General features: G+C 39.0%; 14 protein-coding genes and 1 tRNA gene. 12 read left to right on the top strand and 3 right to left on the bottom strand.

What is annotated here, in order from left to right; all coding sequences use genetic code 11:
- The first annotated feature begins 433 nt into the window (after positions 1–433).
- The 10 genes from ACTHJT_RS12735 to ACTHJT_RS12690 all read left to right on the top strand — a co-directional run bounded on the left by ACTHJT_RS12735 (position 434) and on the right by ACTHJT_RS12690 (position 10,845).
- A complete protein-coding gene (locus tag ACTHJT_RS12735) occupies positions 434–3,244 on the top strand; it encodes a 2-oxoglutarate dehydrogenase E1 component (RefSeq protein ID WP_440238750.1) in 2,811 nt (936 codons plus the stop codon).
- A gap of 61 nt (positions 3,245–3,305) precedes the next feature.
- A complete protein-coding gene (odhB, locus tag ACTHJT_RS12730) occupies positions 3,306–4,835 on the top strand; it encodes a 2-oxoglutarate dehydrogenase complex dihydrolipoyllysine-residue succinyltransferase (protein ID WP_440238748.1) in 1,530 nt (509 codons plus the stop codon).
- Between the two features lie 128 nt (positions 4,836–4,963).
- Positions 4,964–6,367 carry a dihydrolipoyl dehydrogenase gene (gene lpdA / locus ACTHJT_RS12725; RefSeq protein ID WP_440238746.1) on the top strand — a complete coding sequence of 468 codons (1,404 nt, stop codon included), beginning with the start codon at positions 4,964–4,966 and terminating at the stop codon, positions 6,365–6,367.
- A 152-nt stretch (positions 6,368–6,519) separates the two neighbouring features.
- Entirely contained in the window at positions 6,520–6,924 is a 405-nt protein-coding gene (locus tag ACTHJT_RS12720; protein ID WP_440238744.1) for a hypothetical protein, read from the top strand.
- A 157-nt stretch (positions 6,925–7,081) separates the two neighbouring features.
- Positions 7,082–7,561 (top strand): hypothetical protein, encoded by a 480-nt coding sequence (locus ACTHJT_RS12715; RefSeq protein WP_440238742.1) that lies wholly within the window; start codon positions 7,082–7,084, stop codon positions 7,559–7,561.
- Positions 7,562–7,565: 4 nt separating this feature from the next.
- On the top strand, positions 7,566–8,099 hold the full coding sequence (locus ACTHJT_RS12710; RefSeq protein ID WP_440238740.1) for an RDD family protein: 534 nt from the start codon (positions 7,566–7,568) through the stop codon (positions 8,097–8,099).
- 5 nt (positions 8,100–8,104) lie between these two features.
- Positions 8,105–8,671 carry an RDD family protein gene (locus ACTHJT_RS12705; protein WP_440238738.1) on the top strand — a complete coding sequence of 189 codons (567 nt, stop codon included), beginning with the start codon at positions 8,105–8,107 and terminating at the stop codon, positions 8,669–8,671.
- A gap of 190 nt (positions 8,672–8,861) precedes the next feature.
- Positions 8,862–8,937: transfer RNA gene (locus ACTHJT_RS12700), tRNA-Met, on the top strand.
- 424 nt (positions 8,938–9,361) lie between these two features.
- Positions 9,362–10,123, top strand: coding sequence for a hypothetical protein (locus ACTHJT_RS12695; protein WP_440238736.1), 762 nt, complete (start codon positions 9,362–9,364; stop codon positions 10,121–10,123).
- Between the two features lie 17 nt (positions 10,124–10,140).
- On the top strand, positions 10,141–10,845 hold the full coding sequence (locus tag ACTHJT_RS12690) for a hypothetical protein (RefSeq protein WP_440238734.1): 705 nt from the start codon (positions 10,141–10,143) through the stop codon (positions 10,843–10,845).
- A gap of 466 nt (positions 10,846–11,311) precedes the next feature.
- Here ACTHJT_RS12690 and ACTHJT_RS12685 read toward each other — a convergent pair whose 3' ends face one another.
- Both ACTHJT_RS12685 and ACTHJT_RS12680 read right to left on the bottom strand, forming a co-directional pair.
- A complete protein-coding gene (locus tag ACTHJT_RS12685; protein WP_440238732.1) occupies positions 11,312–12,763 on the bottom strand; it encodes a hypothetical protein in 1,452 nt (483 codons plus the stop codon).
- A 130-nt stretch (positions 12,764–12,893) separates the two neighbouring features.
- Positions 12,894–13,094, bottom strand: a complete 201-nt coding sequence (locus tag ACTHJT_RS12680) for a hypothetical protein (protein ID WP_440238730.1) — start codon at positions 13,092–13,094, stop codon at positions 12,894–12,896.
- Positions 13,095–13,427: 333 nt separating this feature from the next.
- Here ACTHJT_RS12680 and ACTHJT_RS12675 point away from each other — a divergent pair, with 333 nt between their 5' ends.
- Positions 13,428–13,868 (top strand): DUF559 domain-containing protein, encoded by a 441-nt coding sequence (locus tag ACTHJT_RS12675; protein WP_440238728.1) that lies wholly within the window; start codon positions 13,428–13,430, stop codon positions 13,866–13,868.
- 101 nt (positions 13,869–13,969) lie between these two features.
- Here ACTHJT_RS12675 and ACTHJT_RS12670 read toward each other — a convergent pair whose 3' ends face one another.
- Positions 13,970–14,515: a YceI family protein gene (locus tag ACTHJT_RS12670; protein WP_440238726.1), complete on the bottom strand. Its 546-nt coding sequence runs from the start codon at positions 14,513–14,515 to the stop codon at positions 13,970–13,972.
- Positions 14,516–14,624: 109 nt separating this feature from the next.
- Between ACTHJT_RS12670 and ACTHJT_RS12665 the strand changes: the two genes are divergently transcribed.
- A partial coding sequence (locus ACTHJT_RS12665; protein WP_440238724.1) for a winged helix-turn-helix transcriptional regulator occupies positions 14,625–14,868 on the top strand: 244 nt, incomplete at its 3' end.

The raw sequence follows: 14,868 nt of genomic DNA, 5'->3' as shown, positions 1-14,868 counted from the left end.
CTCAGCTAGATATTCACCGACAGTTTATCCCCCTTTACGTGCAGCACCACGGCCCGTTGTTTCCTTTCGCTAAATGGTGGTATTCGCCGCGAATAAATGCATGATTCCCGCCATGGTTTGGCACGTTTACGCCACTGCTTTATAATAAATGCTTTGCTGAGATTTCCGTAAACTGCCAACCATTTGTTTGTTTTTGTTATAGTTTGGCAGTTTTTACTAATATTTTATTGATTTGATTATCAGGATTTTGACATAATTGCCAACCTGTTTATTTAGATAATAGTCTTGCCTTTCAGTTTTAAAACAGAATTAAAATATACCTTCAAAATAGCATAAATGTTTGAACTTCAATGTATATTTGAATATTCGAATATAAGGTTATGAACATTTTGCCAATGTATTACCTTTGTACCATACTAATTAAGTAACCGAAATGGATAAATATTCATACGTAGCAAATGCAGAAATCTCATACGTGGATGAGATGTATCAGTCATACCGCAAAGACCCTTTGTCTGTAGATGAAACCTGGCAGAAGTTTTTTGAAGGCTATAATTTCTCTTTGCAGAAATACGGAGAAAAAGGCGCAGCCAATGGCGGCAGCACAGCAGCTCCAACAGGTAATGGCGTTGCAGCCGTAGCAGCAAGTCCTGCTACAACGGTATCAGAAAAGGAAGTTCGTGTACACTATTTAATACATGCTTACAGGAGCAGAGGCCACTTAAGATCCAAGACCAACCCCGTACGTGAGCGTAAAGACCGTAAGCCTTTATTAGAGCTTGCAGACTTCGGTCTGTCAGATGCGGACCTGGACGTGGTTTTTGAAGCCGGTAACGAATTAGGAATCGGTGCGGCGCCACTTCGTAAAATTGTAGAGACCTTAAAATTCATCTACGAAGGCGCGATCGGTTTTGAATATATGTATATCCGTAAGCCGGAGAAATTAGCATGGCTGCGTAACAAAATCGAAAAAGAGTCACTTGCACATGCATTGACCCTGGACGAAAAGAAACGTATTCTTTCCAAGCTGAATGAAGCGGTTGTTTTCGAAAACTTCCTGCATACAAAATATGTAGGGCAGAAGCGTTTCTCTCTTGAAGGCGGCGAGACAACCATCCCTGCGCTTGATAAAATGATCACGGCAAGTGCTGAACTTGGCGTGGAAGAAGTCGTAATCGGTATGGCGCACCGCGGCCGTCTGAATGTACTGGCAAACATCATGGGCAAAACCTACGAACAAATATTCAACGAGTTCGAAGGAAACATCAAGCCCGATATGACCATGGGCGACGGTGACGTGAAATACCACATGGGCTATTCAAGCGAAGTGGTTACACCAAAAGGTCAGAAGATTAATTTGAAATTAATGCCGAACCCGTCTCACTTAGAAGCGGTAGATCCTGTAGTTTTAGGATTTGTGCGTGCGAAGGGAGATCGTTTATATGGCTACGATTATAAAAAAGTATTACCTGTATTGATCCACGGTGATGCGGCGGTTGCCGCACAGGGTATCGTGTATGAAATTGTACAGATGAGTAAGCTGAACGGTTACCAGACTGGTGGTACCATTCACTTTGTAATCAACAACCAGGTTGGTTTTACAACAGACTTTGAAGATGCACGTTCTTCCATCTACTGTACAGATGTAGCTAAAATTATTGATGCGCCGGTAATGCACGTGAACGGGGATGATCCGGAAGCGGTAACATTCTGCATGCGCCTGGCTGCTGAATACAGACAGAAATTCAACGAAGATATTTTCATCGACATGGTTTGCTACCGCCGTCATGGTCACAACGAAAGCGATGAACCTAAATTCACACAGCCGAAATTATACAACGTTATTTCGCGTCATGCAAACCCACGTGAACTATACAATCAGAAATTGATTGAGCGTGGTGATGTAGATGCTGAGATTGCGAAAAACATGGATCGTGAATTCAGAGACATGTTACAGGATCGCTTGAACCAGGTGAAACAAAAACCACTTCCATATTCTTTACAGAAAATGGAAAAAGAATGGACAGAACTCCGCAAGGCAACAAAAGAAGATTTCGACAGGTCTCCTGATACGTCTATCACACAGGAAGTGATTGATAAAGTAGGCAAGGCCATCACAGATATTCCGGCGGATTTCAAACCGTTGAAGCAGATTGAAAAATTATTAAAAGACCGTAAAGAACAATTGCAGGAAACAAAAACGGCAAACTGGGCAATGGCAGAATTGCTTGCTTATGGTTCTTTATTATTAGAGAAAAAAATTGTTCGTGTAAGCGGCCAGGACGTTCAGCGTGGTACTTTCTCTCACCGCCATGCTGTATTGAAAGATGCTGAAACAAACGAACCATACTACAGCTTGAATCACATTTCAGATAACCAGAAACGTTTCCGTATCTACAACTCCTTACTATCCGAATACGGTGTGTTAGGTTTTGAATACGGTTATGCAATGGCAAACCCAAGCGCGCTTGTAATCTGGGAAGCACAGTTTGGTGATTTCGCCAATGGCGCACAGGTAATGATCGACCAGTTCGTTACATCGGGTGAAACAAAATGGCAGCGCCAGAACGGTATTGTAATGTCGTTACCACACGGTTATGAAGGCCAGGGTCCTGAACACTCTTCCGCGCGTCTGGAGCGTTTCCTTGGGTTGTGTGCCAACAACAACATGGTGGTTACAAACATCACTACACCGGCGAACATTTTCCACGCATTACGCAGACAGCTGAAGTGGGAATTCCGTAAGCCGTTGATCAACATGGCGCCGAAGTCTTTATTAAGACATCCGCTGGTAATGTCTGATCTGAAAGAATTCACAGACGGAAGATTCCAGGAAGTGATTGATGATGCAAACGTTGATGCGAAAAAAGTAAAACGTGTATTGTTCTGTACAGGTAAAGTATACTACGATTTGTTTGAAGAACAGAAAAACGCCAAGCGTACAGACGTAGCCGTTGTTCGTGTTGAGCAATTGTATCCATATCCTGAAAAACAGCTGGAAGAAATTTTCGCGAAGTATAAAAACGCGGAATATGTTTGGGTACAGGAAGAGCCATACAACATGGGCGCGTGGGGTTATATCCTGCGTAGAATGTATTTAGCGAACAATACACAGATCGAAGTAATTGCGCGTGATGAAGCATCTTCTCCGGCGGTAGGTTACCTGAAGGCACACAACGAAAAGCAGGCAGAGCTTGTGAAACGTGCGTTTGCTGACAAGATCGAAAAAATGAATATCCGGTAAGCATCAGGCTTATCACAAAAATAATTAAAAAAGAATTTTATTCTAATTGAAATTTTGAATTATGGCATTTGACGTAAAAGTACCTGCAGTAGGTGAATCCATCGCGGAAGTAACCATCGGAAGATGGAATAAAAAAGATGGAGATTTTGTAAATGAAAACGAATTGATCTGTGAGATCGAATCAGATAAAGCAACATTCGAATTGAACGCTGAAAAATCCGGTATCCTGAAATTAAAAGCAAAAGAAGGCGATACCGTAGCAGTAGGCTCTGTAATCTGTTCCATTGAAGAAGGCGCCGGATCAGGCGCGGCTAAACCGGCAGCAGCGGCAGCTCCCGCGACGGCAGCTCCTTCAGCACCGGCAGCAGCAAGTAATGCGGCACCGATCGAAGTGAAAATCCCTGCAGTAGGAGAATCTATTGCAGAAGTAACCTTAGGTCAGTGGTCCGTAAAATCGGGCGATGTAATCAACGCTGAAGATCTGTTATGCGAGATCGAATCAGATAAAGCAACATTCGAACTGCGTGCGGAAACTGCCGGTGTAGTAGAAGTGTTGGCGAAGCAAGGTGATACCGTTGCAATCGGTACAGTGGTTTGCAAGATCATTCCTTCAGCGGGCGGTGCGGCAAAAGCTTCTGCTCCGGCTTCAGCTCCTGCAGCAGCAGCGACTGCTTCAGCATCAGGCGGCAACTACGCAGCCGGACATGCATCTCCGGCAGCAGGTAAAATATTAAATGAAAAAGGCGTTGACGCTGCTGCAGTAGCAGGTACAGGCAAAGACGGCCGCATTACAAAAGAAGACGCGATGAAAGCATCTGCGGCCCCGGCAGCGAAACCGGCAACGGCTTCTGCTCCATCAGCACCGGCAGGCGGAAGAGAAGCTGGAGGCAAACGTGCAGATGACCGTCAGAAAATGACCAGCCTTCGTAAAACCATTGCACGCCGCCTGGTAGCTGTTAAAAACGAAACAGCCATGCTTACTACATTCAATGAAGTAGACATGAAGCCGGTAATGGACATGCGCGCGAAATACAAAGATACATTCAAAGAGAAATACGGCATCGGCTTAGGCTTCATGTCATTCTTCACCAAAGCAGTATGTATGGCACTTCAGGAATATCCTGCCGTGAATGCATACATTGATGGCGATGAAATCGTTTACCACAATTACTGCGATGTATCGGTGGCGGTATCAACACCAAAAGGTTTGGTAGTACCGGTGATCCGTAATGCAGAGAACATGAACTTCAACGAGATCGAAGCAGAGATCGTTCGTCTGGCAACACGCGCTCGCGACGGTAAGCTAAGCATCGATGAAATGTCCGGCGGTACATTCACCATTACCAACGGTGGTATCTTCGGTTCTATGTTGTCTACGCCAATCATCAACTCACCACAGTCTGCCATCTTAGGTATGCACAACATTGTTGAGCGTCCGGTAGCAGTAGGCGGACAGGTAGTGATCCGTCCGATCATGTACCTGGCACTTTCTTACGACCACCGCATCATCGACGGCCGTGAGTCTGTAGGCTTCCTGGTACGTGTGAAACAATTACTGGAAGATCCAAGCAGATTGCTTTTAGGAGTATAGAGTACGGAGTACTAAATACAAGTATAGAGTACAGAGTACGGAGTACTTAGTACTTGAGAACAACATAAAATAGTTAAAATATTATAACGTACTCTGTACTCTGTACTCTGTACTTAATACTAAAAAATATGCAATACGACGTAGTAGTTATCGGTTCTGGTCCTGGCGGGTATGTAGCAGCAATCCGTTGCGCGCAGCTTGGCATGAAGACCGCATTGATTGAAAAATACAATACCCTTGGCGGTACCTGCTTAAATGTAGGTTGTATTCCTTCAAAAGCATTACTGGATTCATCTGAACATTATTACAATGCTACGCACACATTCAAAGAACATGGCATTGATGTGAAAGATGTAAAAGTAAACATCAAACAAATGATCGATCGTAAAGCAGGCGTTGTAAAACAAACCTGCGACGGGATCACGTTTCTGATGAAGAAAAACAAAATCGATGTGCATACAGGCATCGGTTCTTTCGTTGATAAAAACACCATCAAAGTAACAGCGGCAGATGGCAGCGTGAAAGAATTGAAAACAGCGAAAACAATCATCGCTACAGGTTCCAAGCCAACCTCATTGCCAAATGTAGCGATCGATAAAAAACGTATCATCACTTCTACCGAAGCATTGGAGCTGACAGAAGTACCCAAACACCTGATCGTTATTGGCGGCGGTGTAATCGGTATGGAGCTTGGTTCCGTATATGCGCGTTTAGGCGCTAAAGTCTCTGTGGTTGAATTCATGGATACATTGATTCCGACGATGGACAGAGCCTTGGGAAAAGAGCTGATCAAAGTTTCTAAAAATCATTTAGGCTTTGAATTTTACTTCAGTCATAAAGTAACAGGTGCTACGGCCAAAGGCAAAGAAGTAACCGTTACTGCAGAAGATAAAGATGGCAAAGTCGTGGAGCTGAAAGGCGATTACGTGTTGGTGGCAACGGGCCGTCGTCCGTACACAGAAGGACTGAACCTGGAAGCTGCAGGCGTGAAAATGGATGAGCGCGGCAGAGTAGCCGTTGATGCGCATTTACAAACAAACGTGCCGGGCATTTATGCCATCGGTGACGTGGTGGTAGGCGCCATGCTTGCACACAAAGCAGAAGAAGAAGGGGTGTTTGTTGCTGAATCCATTGCCGGACAAAAACCGCACATCAACTACAACTTAATACCGGGTGTTGTGTACACATGGCCTGAAGTTGCAGCAGTTGGTTATACCGAAGAGCAGTTGAAGAAAGACGGCAAAGCATACAAAGTAGGAAACTTCCCGTTCAAGGCATCCGGCAGAGCAAGAGCATCTATGGATGTAGATGGTTTTGTAAAAGTACTTGCAGATAAAAACACCGATGAAATTTTAGGCGTGCACATGATCGGTCCGCGTGTGGCAGATATGATTGCTGAAGCAGTGGTAGCGATGGAATTCAGGGCATCTGCAGAAGATGTAAGCAGAATGTCGCATGCGCACCCAACCTTTACAGAGTCGTTCAAAGAAGCTTGTTTAGCAGCTACAGAGAACAGAGCCTTACATATTTAATTTATACAGATTGGAAGGTCATCCCGATTGCTATCGGGATGACTTTTTTTTATATTCAATTTTAGTACAACTAATTTTAATTTACCCTTCAGATGGACATTTTAGACAGCTCAGAAATCGGTTCAGAAAACACATCGAACCTCACAAAAAAAATGAAAGAGTATTTAACCGAAACTGCTAAATGGGGGAAGTTCTTATCCATTGTTGGTTTTGTTGGTTTGGGTCTGCTTGTAATTTTAGCATTCAGCATCGGCTTAATCTTTGAACAATTGGGCACGGCAGCTGTAGACCAGTTTGGCGACTTCAATCCCGGCGTTGCAGTTACCATCTTCTACCTGCTTTTTGCGCTGCTATGGTTTTTCCCGGTCTTTTACATGTTTAAATTTTCTACAGGTATTTTAAAAACTGTTCCGGCCATGGATATTACAGGTATTGAAAATGCCTTATCAAATTTAAAATCCCTGTTTAAATTTTATGGTATTTTCACCATCGTAATCTTATGTTTCTATGGTATTTTATTTCTTGTTGCAATGATCGCGGTGCTGAATGCCGCATAAAAATTTATCAATAGTAATATTAAACGACATTAAAAATAAAACCTGCGTCGGCGGGTTTTATTTTTTTAATGCATATTATGAATATCTTTTTAGAATTGTATGCGTTTATTATTTTAATTTCATTCGTATTGATTAATAACAATAATTTTAACTGCATATGGAAATTATAGATAATACAGATACAGATTCCGGTTTAGATTCAGATTTTACAAATATGATGCGGGCACATCTTACAGCAACTGCCAAATGGGGAAGGTTTCTGTCTATAATAAGTTTCGTGATAATTGGCTTTTTTATTTTAGTTGCTATTTCTATGGCAACAGCATTTAGAGCTTCAACATCCGACCAGCCGGATGTGAACAATCTTAAAGCTTCCGGTATGATTATGTATGTAGCTGTAGGTTATTTTGTCTTTGCAGTATTAGGTATTATCCCTACGGTATATTTATTAAAATTTTCTAACGGTTTATTGAAAAACATTTCTTCTTTCAGCCGCAGCGGAATTGAACAGGCATTATCAAACTTAAGATCATTGTTTAAATACAACGGCATATCTATCATTGTCATTATTGTATTGTATACATTGCTGCTTGCTGTGTATGTATTCCAAGGAACCAAACCACTCTTTATGCATTAGGATTATGCTGATCGACGAAGAAGAAGAACCCATACAGGAATATACCTTTGCCGCACCCGGCAAACGCCTTTTCATAGCATTGATCGAACTGGTCAACTGCTGGATCCTGGCGTATCTGGTAGGATTTGTATTGCCGCATGTATATAAGCGGCCCTTATACCTGGGCTGCGTGGTTCTTTTGCTGGCCTATAAAATTATTTCTGAAAAATCTTCCGGCCAATCCTTCAGTAAAAAAATGTATGCCTTGCTTGTGCTTACAGATGACATGCAGAAAACAAGCTGGGCGCATGTATTCAAAAGAAATATTTTCTGGATCATACTGCCGGTGCTGTATGCAACCTATTTTTACATCCTGGTACCCGTGTTTGGAGAAGACTACCTGCAATACCCCGTATTGTTTTCATTGGTCAATCTGGGTGATATATTTAAAATCGCCGTGTTGATTGCCGCCATCGACATGGCCTTTGTTTTTATGACACCAAAGCGGCAGGCGCTGCATGACATCATTGGTGGTACGGTGGTTATAGATAGAAATTAAGAACTATGGAAGAAAAAATTCTTGATGCATTTCAGGAGGAGCTACCGGCAGAAAATATAGAATATGTGAGTTTGATCCGCAGGTTCAATGCATCATTTTTTGACATGCTTTTAAGTGCAGCACTTACTTACGGTATAAGTTATTTTGTTCCGGGATGGTGGAAATCACTTTCAGTGGCGATCCTCTTCGCTGTTATAGATTTATTGTATAAAGTGGTTGCGGAAAAAGTGTATGGACAAACACTTGGTAAAAAAGTATCAAACATAGTAGTAACTACAGAAGACCTGCGTTTGATTTCCTGGCAGCAGGCTCTTATCCGCAATTATTATTATGTGATTTTAATGGTGCTAAGTATGGTACAAAGTTATGTTTTTCATTATGTGCAGCAAGGCGAGACAGTTCTCGGTTTCGGAGACATGCAGCAAGTGATTCAACTTTCTTATATAAACTATGTATTGGCAGCCTGGTTTATCATTGATTGCCTGCTGATGTCGAAAGAACCTAAAAACCAGACGTTGCATGATAAATGGGCAAAAACAGTCGTGGTACGGGAATCTTTTTTGAAAAAATAAGGTTCTATAAGCGTTTTACGGTCAGGCGAGTAGGAGGCGTTTTGAGCAGGGAAATTTGGATTTGAGCGGGAAGATCCGGCTCATTTTTCAAATAATTTGGCACATTGAAGTAATTTTCCTATATTTGCACACCAACAATCAGAAAGAGGTTCTGATTATTCTGAAAAGACGAAAAATACCAAAAATATACCGCGGGATGGAGCAGTTGGTAGCTCGTCGGGCTCATAACCCGAAGGTCACAGGTTCGAGTCCTGTTCCCGCTACCATTAGAAACCCTTAGTTTAAAAAAGCTAAGGGTTTTTTGTTTAGCTTAATTTTTATGGATTCGGATTATATAGTTAACTACTCGCGTTCGTCAGGCTCCTATCCGTCAGCTGACGGACACAGGTGTTCCCGCTACCATTAGAAACCCTTAGTTTGAAAAAGCTAAGGGTTTTTTATTAGCTCAATTTTTATGGGTGTAGTAGTTATATACAGTTTAAGTAGTCGTCGGCTCATATCCGTCAGCTGACGGACACAGGTTCCCCCGATAGCTATCGGGGTATTCCCGCTACCATTTAAAGTCGCAGCACGTTAATCGTCAACGGGCTGCGACTTTTTATTTTTAGATTCGTTATAAATACCGGACAAAGAGTGAATTTTTAAGAGGTTAAATTGTTAAGTATGAACAACAAACAATCAAGACTAACAATGAAGCCAGACGAGATTATAGAGGAAATTTTAAGTATTACTAATCCAATCCTAAGTAAAGATATTGAAGAGAGAAATAATTTTCCGGTAGGATTTACATTTTATCATGTTTTAGAAAGGGTAAATTTCAACCTTGAATCTATACGCGTGTTAGTTAAAGACGGTATTACAAAACATGAGCATGCTATAGGATTACTTTCAAGAAATTTACTTTCAGATTTCATTACAACCGGATATATAATAAGACTGTCAAAATCAGACGAAGAATTTTATGTGCGGCTATATTCTTTGTACGATTCTGATTTAAAAAAAGCTAAGTCATTTTTGCGATTATATCTAGATGCTGGATTTATTGATAGTGCTGAAGTTGAAAAGTATAATGAACTATATAATGACGAAAACAATATATTTAAGCAAATACGTGATTATTGTTTGGAGTTTGATGTAAAGAAATTTCCTCAGACAAATGATATTATAAATAAATTTTTTGAGTCTGATTTAAACGATTTGTGGACAGAACAAATTAAAAGAAGTTATGATACGTGGGCTTTTTTAAGTAAATACGAACATTTAGGATGGCATTCGTATGATTTTACAAGGACTGTAGATTCACAAGTATCAGAAATCAGGTTGAACAGTGTCTTGTTTAAAACAACTATAATGGCTGCAAGTTGTTTAGAACTACTAAAAGAAAAAGATGCTATGGAGAGTGCTGTAAGATTAAACAAAGCTATATTTGATTTTTATTTAAAAAGGATATAGAGTGATTTTAAAGTTATATGATTCAAAGATTATTAAAAATATTACAAAACATTATTGTCATAATTGCTGAAGTTATTGCTCTAAATATATCAATAATATGGTATTTAAATACAGAGGAATTCGAGCCAATAATTGGTATTGTTTTAATGACTGCGAGTTTAGTTTCTAGTCTTATAAGTAAAATTTTTATTAAGTCTAATACAGAGAATTTTTTAAAAGATGACATTGAGTGTGTTTCTATAGGAATTGACAATAAAAAATGTGCTTGGGAAATTTATGATAATGTAAGCAATGCTTTTATTAATAATGATACAAATAAATCGCCTTTCCCAATTTTTACTTTTTCATTGATTAATCACTCAACGAAAACAATTTTATTAAAAGAAATTAATCTTAATGCAAAGCATTTGTATAGCGGGCTTTCTGGATTACCCAAGCCAGGCATTTTAAAAACGATAGCTAAATTTAAAATTCGTATTCCTACTGAAAATGAAACATCAGTCTTTAAGCTAGATAATGAAATTGAAATACCTTCAGGTAGAGCGTTTAAATTTCAAATTGAAGTACATGAATTTTGGAATAAAAAATATTTTCCAATCGAAGGTCGGAAAGTATTATTTTTTACTTTTCATTTTAATAATGAAGTGGCGATTTCTTTACCAAAGATTTTTTTAAATTGTAAAAGTGAGGAAGAAAAAATGAAAATTTCAATTCTTTCATAACTGGGATTATTATTTTAGCTATGGTTGGTAGCGTTGTTGCCTTTGCTACTGAAGATGCCGTGGTTGTGTCATCGACCAACCACTCACTGCCGTAAAAAATTAACAATGTTTTAAAATACGCAACATCTTTTATCCATCTTCTTTCAGTGGTCTGTGGCTCTGAGCAGCGTACGGGAGCCAAATAAAAAAGGTTCGTCGCGGCGAATGTAATCCTTAAAATATTTTCAATAAAGCGCTGACTTGTGTTAACACAAGTCAGCGCTTTGACTTTACAGCCTTCTGACCTCATTTTCTCTATTCACCTTTAAGTAAGAGTTATCTTCGTAACTAAAAAGGCAAGGTATTGGATTACCAATGTTAAAAAATAGATGAAAGAAAAATTCCTGTTTATGTTTATAAATGCCCTGCTTGCTTTGATCAAATGAATGATCTAACAGCAGGGCATTATAGGGATACTTAGTGCCGGTTATTTAAAGTTATACTGTATACCAAAATAGGGTGTAAAGGTAGGCGAAGAACTATATTTAAAATCTTTGTTAATATCATCCGTGCCTGATACTTTATCACCAACTTTTAATGTGTTTAATTCCTGCAGCCAGGTTGCAGCAATACCACCGGAGATAGTTAAGCGCTTTAGGCCTACATTGCTTCTGATACCAAAACCGGTGAATAAGGTAGGCATACCTGAATTTATACCTACTCCGATTTGATATAAAGGATGGATAGGGGAGTTTGGAATATAGTAATTCCAGTTGATCATAGTTGTTACGTTTAAATTTTTCAGTGTATTTGCTGTTGGTGTACCAACATATTGTTGTCCGGTAGAATCGGATGTGGTTCCGTATGAATTGTATTTTAAAAATGTAAAGGCTGTTCCAACGGAAGCTTCAGGAATAAATCTGGAAAATCTGCGGGTGCGGAAGGTCGTTTTTAAAACCTCTTTAGTTTCTACGTTGACAATTTCCCCATCTTCGGAAAGTTTTAATCCATTCTCTTTAATTGTAACGGTATACACAGAGATTTTACCTTCTTTTACCGGTACACTTTCTAACTTAAAACACCATCTTAATCCCGGAACGCCTCCACCTATGCTTGCTTTTTCCTGTGCAGATTTGACAAGATTATATGCTGCCTGTAAATTTGTTAATCGTTTTTTTTGTTCGTTTAATGTATTGGTTAACTCTTTAAAAATTGTATTGAACATAAATTGTGTCATAAATGTTTCTGGATAAGGGCAAGCATAATTTTCTGTAGCAGTTTTACCTTTATCTATAAGTTTAGAAATATCAATGAAATGAGTTTCAACTTCATCCATGTCGGTTTTAATGATAGCTAGTTTGTCTTTGGTAGAAGTTTCATCAATAAAAGTTAAATTCTTAAGATTTTTAAAGATTTCATTAATTCGGTTCTTTTGATTATCCGAAAGTTGAGTTTGAATAGAAACAACCAGCTTCTTTAAGTTCATATAGTATTCGCATATTTCAATGTCTGTTTCTTCTGCTGAAGAATCTTCAGTAAAAGACTCTCTACCCCCACTTTTATTAACGTTACTAAGTACCTTGATTATAGAGCCAAGCGCAGCAGCTGCACTTTCATCCACCGGGTCAACAATTATTTTATTCTCTGTTGTACAGCTATAGTTAAGCGGATTGAGCGGACGTATGTAAACACCTACGCCGCCACCATTTTCAAGAAAGATCATTGAGTCTTCTAAAACCTCGCTAAAAGAAACCGGATTGGCCGGGTCTTCTATACTTTTGGCAGCCTCAAATTTTAATTTGTTCGTTTCAAAGAGAAGAAATAATTTCTCACCATCTTTTAGGTGGACTCCGTTTTCAAGAACATCGCTTGCAGTTTGTGCAAATGATAATTGGCTGTAAATGTTCATTGCCAATGAAAGTAGTAGTATTTTTTTCATAATAGTTTGGGGAAAAGGTGGAAAAAAGATTTGTTGTATAGGTTAAAAGTATTCGCTGCTTTCTGGATATGTATCCACCGCGGCAAGCGGGAGTTAGGCTAAAAGTATTTTGATCTTAAATTCTCATAGTCTATTCGCAATTGCAATAACTTCTATCAACATAAGTTTTATTACCACTGCTGTTGATATAATAACAACCGCCCTTAGGGCCAAGCGTAAGCGGATGATTTTTATAATAGCAGGTATGTGTTGCCTTAGTAGTACTGTGACTGAAGTCTGTGTAAAAGAAAATGACAGAAACCAGCAAAAGACGTATCAATAGAGTTTTCATAGCTAAAAGATGTTAAAAGTGAAAGGTAAATAATGTAATTCAATGCACTGCACAACAACCTGGTATTTGTACTATTATGATTCAATTATTTATCATTATATACACTGTATTTTAATTATTTAATTAAAATACACTCCATAATGCCCAATTTAGGAAAAAATAATAAATATTATTGTATGTTATAACATTTTAATTGTATAATTGTTATCACATATTAACATAAGATTTTTGGTATTTTTTGAAGACATGTGCAGCTATTGTTTTATTAATAAAGCATCTTGATATATATGAATCATTATGATGACTTTGATTGCATTCAGTGTGACAGAATAATTGAAAAAAGAGTATTCGATTATTCGCTTAAAAATTACAATCATCCATTATGCAGAAGCTGCCAGAATTGGTTTTGTGATATACTTGATTCTTCAACAGCAACAGAAGAAGGCTATAGAGTTATACTTTGCATTAAAAAGAAGGGGAGTACCCGCTGAAATGGAGAAGAATGATGGATTTAAAACTATTGATATTGCTGTTCCTGATGCAAGAGTAAATATCGAAGTTGATGGCGCGCATCATAATTTCAATTCTAATCAGGCTTTTAGTGATTTAAATAGAACACTGTACTCCTTTAAAAAAGGTTTTTTTACATTAAGAATTCCTAATTCATTAGTTAGATATCATTTAGAAGAAACAGCTGATAAAATTACAGAGTTTTTGATTGTAAGTAAGAGTAGGCAAAAAAGGAATTATAAAAATTATAAATATTGGGATTAACAGTTTCTCACTGGCGCCAGTCTTCAGTGAAGCGGTCTGCCGCGGCGCACCTTTTTATTGGAAGTATTAATGCCCTCGTCGAACGAAGGCATTAATACTGGTTAAACGTTATCCTCCAGCTTTGCAACCTGAATGTTTGCGACGAGTTTGATGTCTTCACCCAATCCCAAGCCGCCTGTATCTGTAATCACATTCCAGCTCATGCCAAATTCAGCCCGGTTAATAATACCCGTTACTTCAAAACCATGTTTTAAAACACCTTGTATGCTACGTTGCGAACCGCCATATTCTACCGTTAGTTCAATCGGTTTCGTAACACCCTTCAATGTTAAGTTGCCAGCCATTTTGTAAAAGTTACCACCCGTTTTGGTAAAAGATGTTGATTCAAAAATGATCTTTGGATAAAGATCAGCTTCAAAAAAATCACCGTTTTGCAAATGTTCATCACGTTGCTTCTGATTTGTGTCAATGCTTTTTACATCCATGGTAAAATGTATTTTTGCATGCTCAAAATCATCGCCTTCGGTAACAGCTGTTCCTTCAAATATTCTGAATGATCCGGTTACTGTTGAAATAACCAAATGTTTTATTTTGAATTGCACATCCGAGTGCATAGGGTCAATGACCCATGTTGTAGTGTTTGCCATTGTAGTATCTGTTGATTTATAAATCAAAAGTACATAACTTTACTTTCCATAGTATAGTAGTTACCTATCGGTAAGTAGTTACCCACGGGTAAGTAAACCATCAGGATATATGAATCAGAAGAACATCGCATGCCAGCAAAAGCTTATGATTACAAGAGATACCATGGAAGTTATTCAGGGTAAATGGCGCATACCCATTATCCTGGCATTGACTTTCGGTAATAAACGGTTTGGGGAAATTCAACGGGATATTGTTGATATATCGCCAAAAATGCTGTCCCAGGAACTAAAGGCCCTGGAGGAAAATAAAATTATTACGCGTACGCTGTATGATAGCATGCCGGTAACGGTAG

The organism is Cytophaga sp. (assembly GCF_051961495.1).
In the GTDB taxonomy this organism is placed as follows: domain Bacteria; phylum Bacteroidota; class Bacteroidia; order Cytophagales; family Cytophagaceae; genus Cytophaga.
Note: the sequence above shows the minus strand (reverse complement) of the source record. Positions and strands in the feature narration are given on the sequence as shown.

Excerpts from the sequence above, each read along its gene's own strand:
- ACTHJT_RS12680 (WP_440238730.1), bottom strand. The coding sequence starts at position 13,094 with ATGAAAACTCTATTGATACGTCTTTTGCTGGTTTCTGTCATTTTCTTT.
- ACTHJT_RS12705 (WP_440238738.1), top strand. The coding sequence starts at position 8,105 with ATGGAAGAAAAAATTCTTGATGCATTTCAGGAGGAGCTACCGGCAGAA.
- odhB (WP_440238748.1), top strand. The coding sequence starts at position 3,306 with ATGGCATTTGACGTAAAAGTACCTGCAGTAGGTGAATCCATCGCGGAA.
- ACTHJT_RS12735 (WP_440238750.1), top strand. The coding sequence starts at position 434 with ATGGATAAATATTCATACGTAGCAAATGCAGAAATCTCATACGTGGAT.
- ACTHJT_RS12720 (WP_440238744.1), top strand. The coding sequence starts at position 6,520 with ATGAAAGAGTATTTAACCGAAACTGCTAAATGGGGGAAGTTCTTATCC.
- ACTHJT_RS12710 (WP_440238740.1), top strand. The coding sequence starts at position 7,566 with ATGCTGATCGACGAAGAAGAAGAACCCATACAGGAATATACCTTTGCC.
- ACTHJT_RS12670 (WP_440238726.1), bottom strand. The coding sequence starts at position 14,515 with ATGGCAAACACTACAACATGGGTCATTGACCCTATGCACTCGGATGTG.
- ACTHJT_RS12715 (WP_440238742.1), top strand. The coding sequence starts at position 7,082 with ATGGAAATTATAGATAATACAGATACAGATTCCGGTTTAGATTCAGAT.
- ACTHJT_RS12695 (WP_440238736.1), top strand. The coding sequence starts at position 9,362 with ATGAAGCCAGACGAGATTATAGAGGAAATTTTAAGTATTACTAATCCA.
- ACTHJT_RS12690 (WP_440238734.1), top strand. The coding sequence starts at position 10,141 with ATGATTCAAAGATTATTAAAAATATTACAAAACATTATTGTCATAATT.
- ACTHJT_RS12685 (WP_440238732.1), bottom strand. The coding sequence starts at position 12,763 with ATGAAAAAAATACTACTACTTTCATTGGCAATGAACATTTACAGCCAA.
- lpdA (WP_440238746.1), top strand. The coding sequence starts at position 4,964 with ATGCAATACGACGTAGTAGTTATCGGTTCTGGTCCTGGCGGGTATGTA.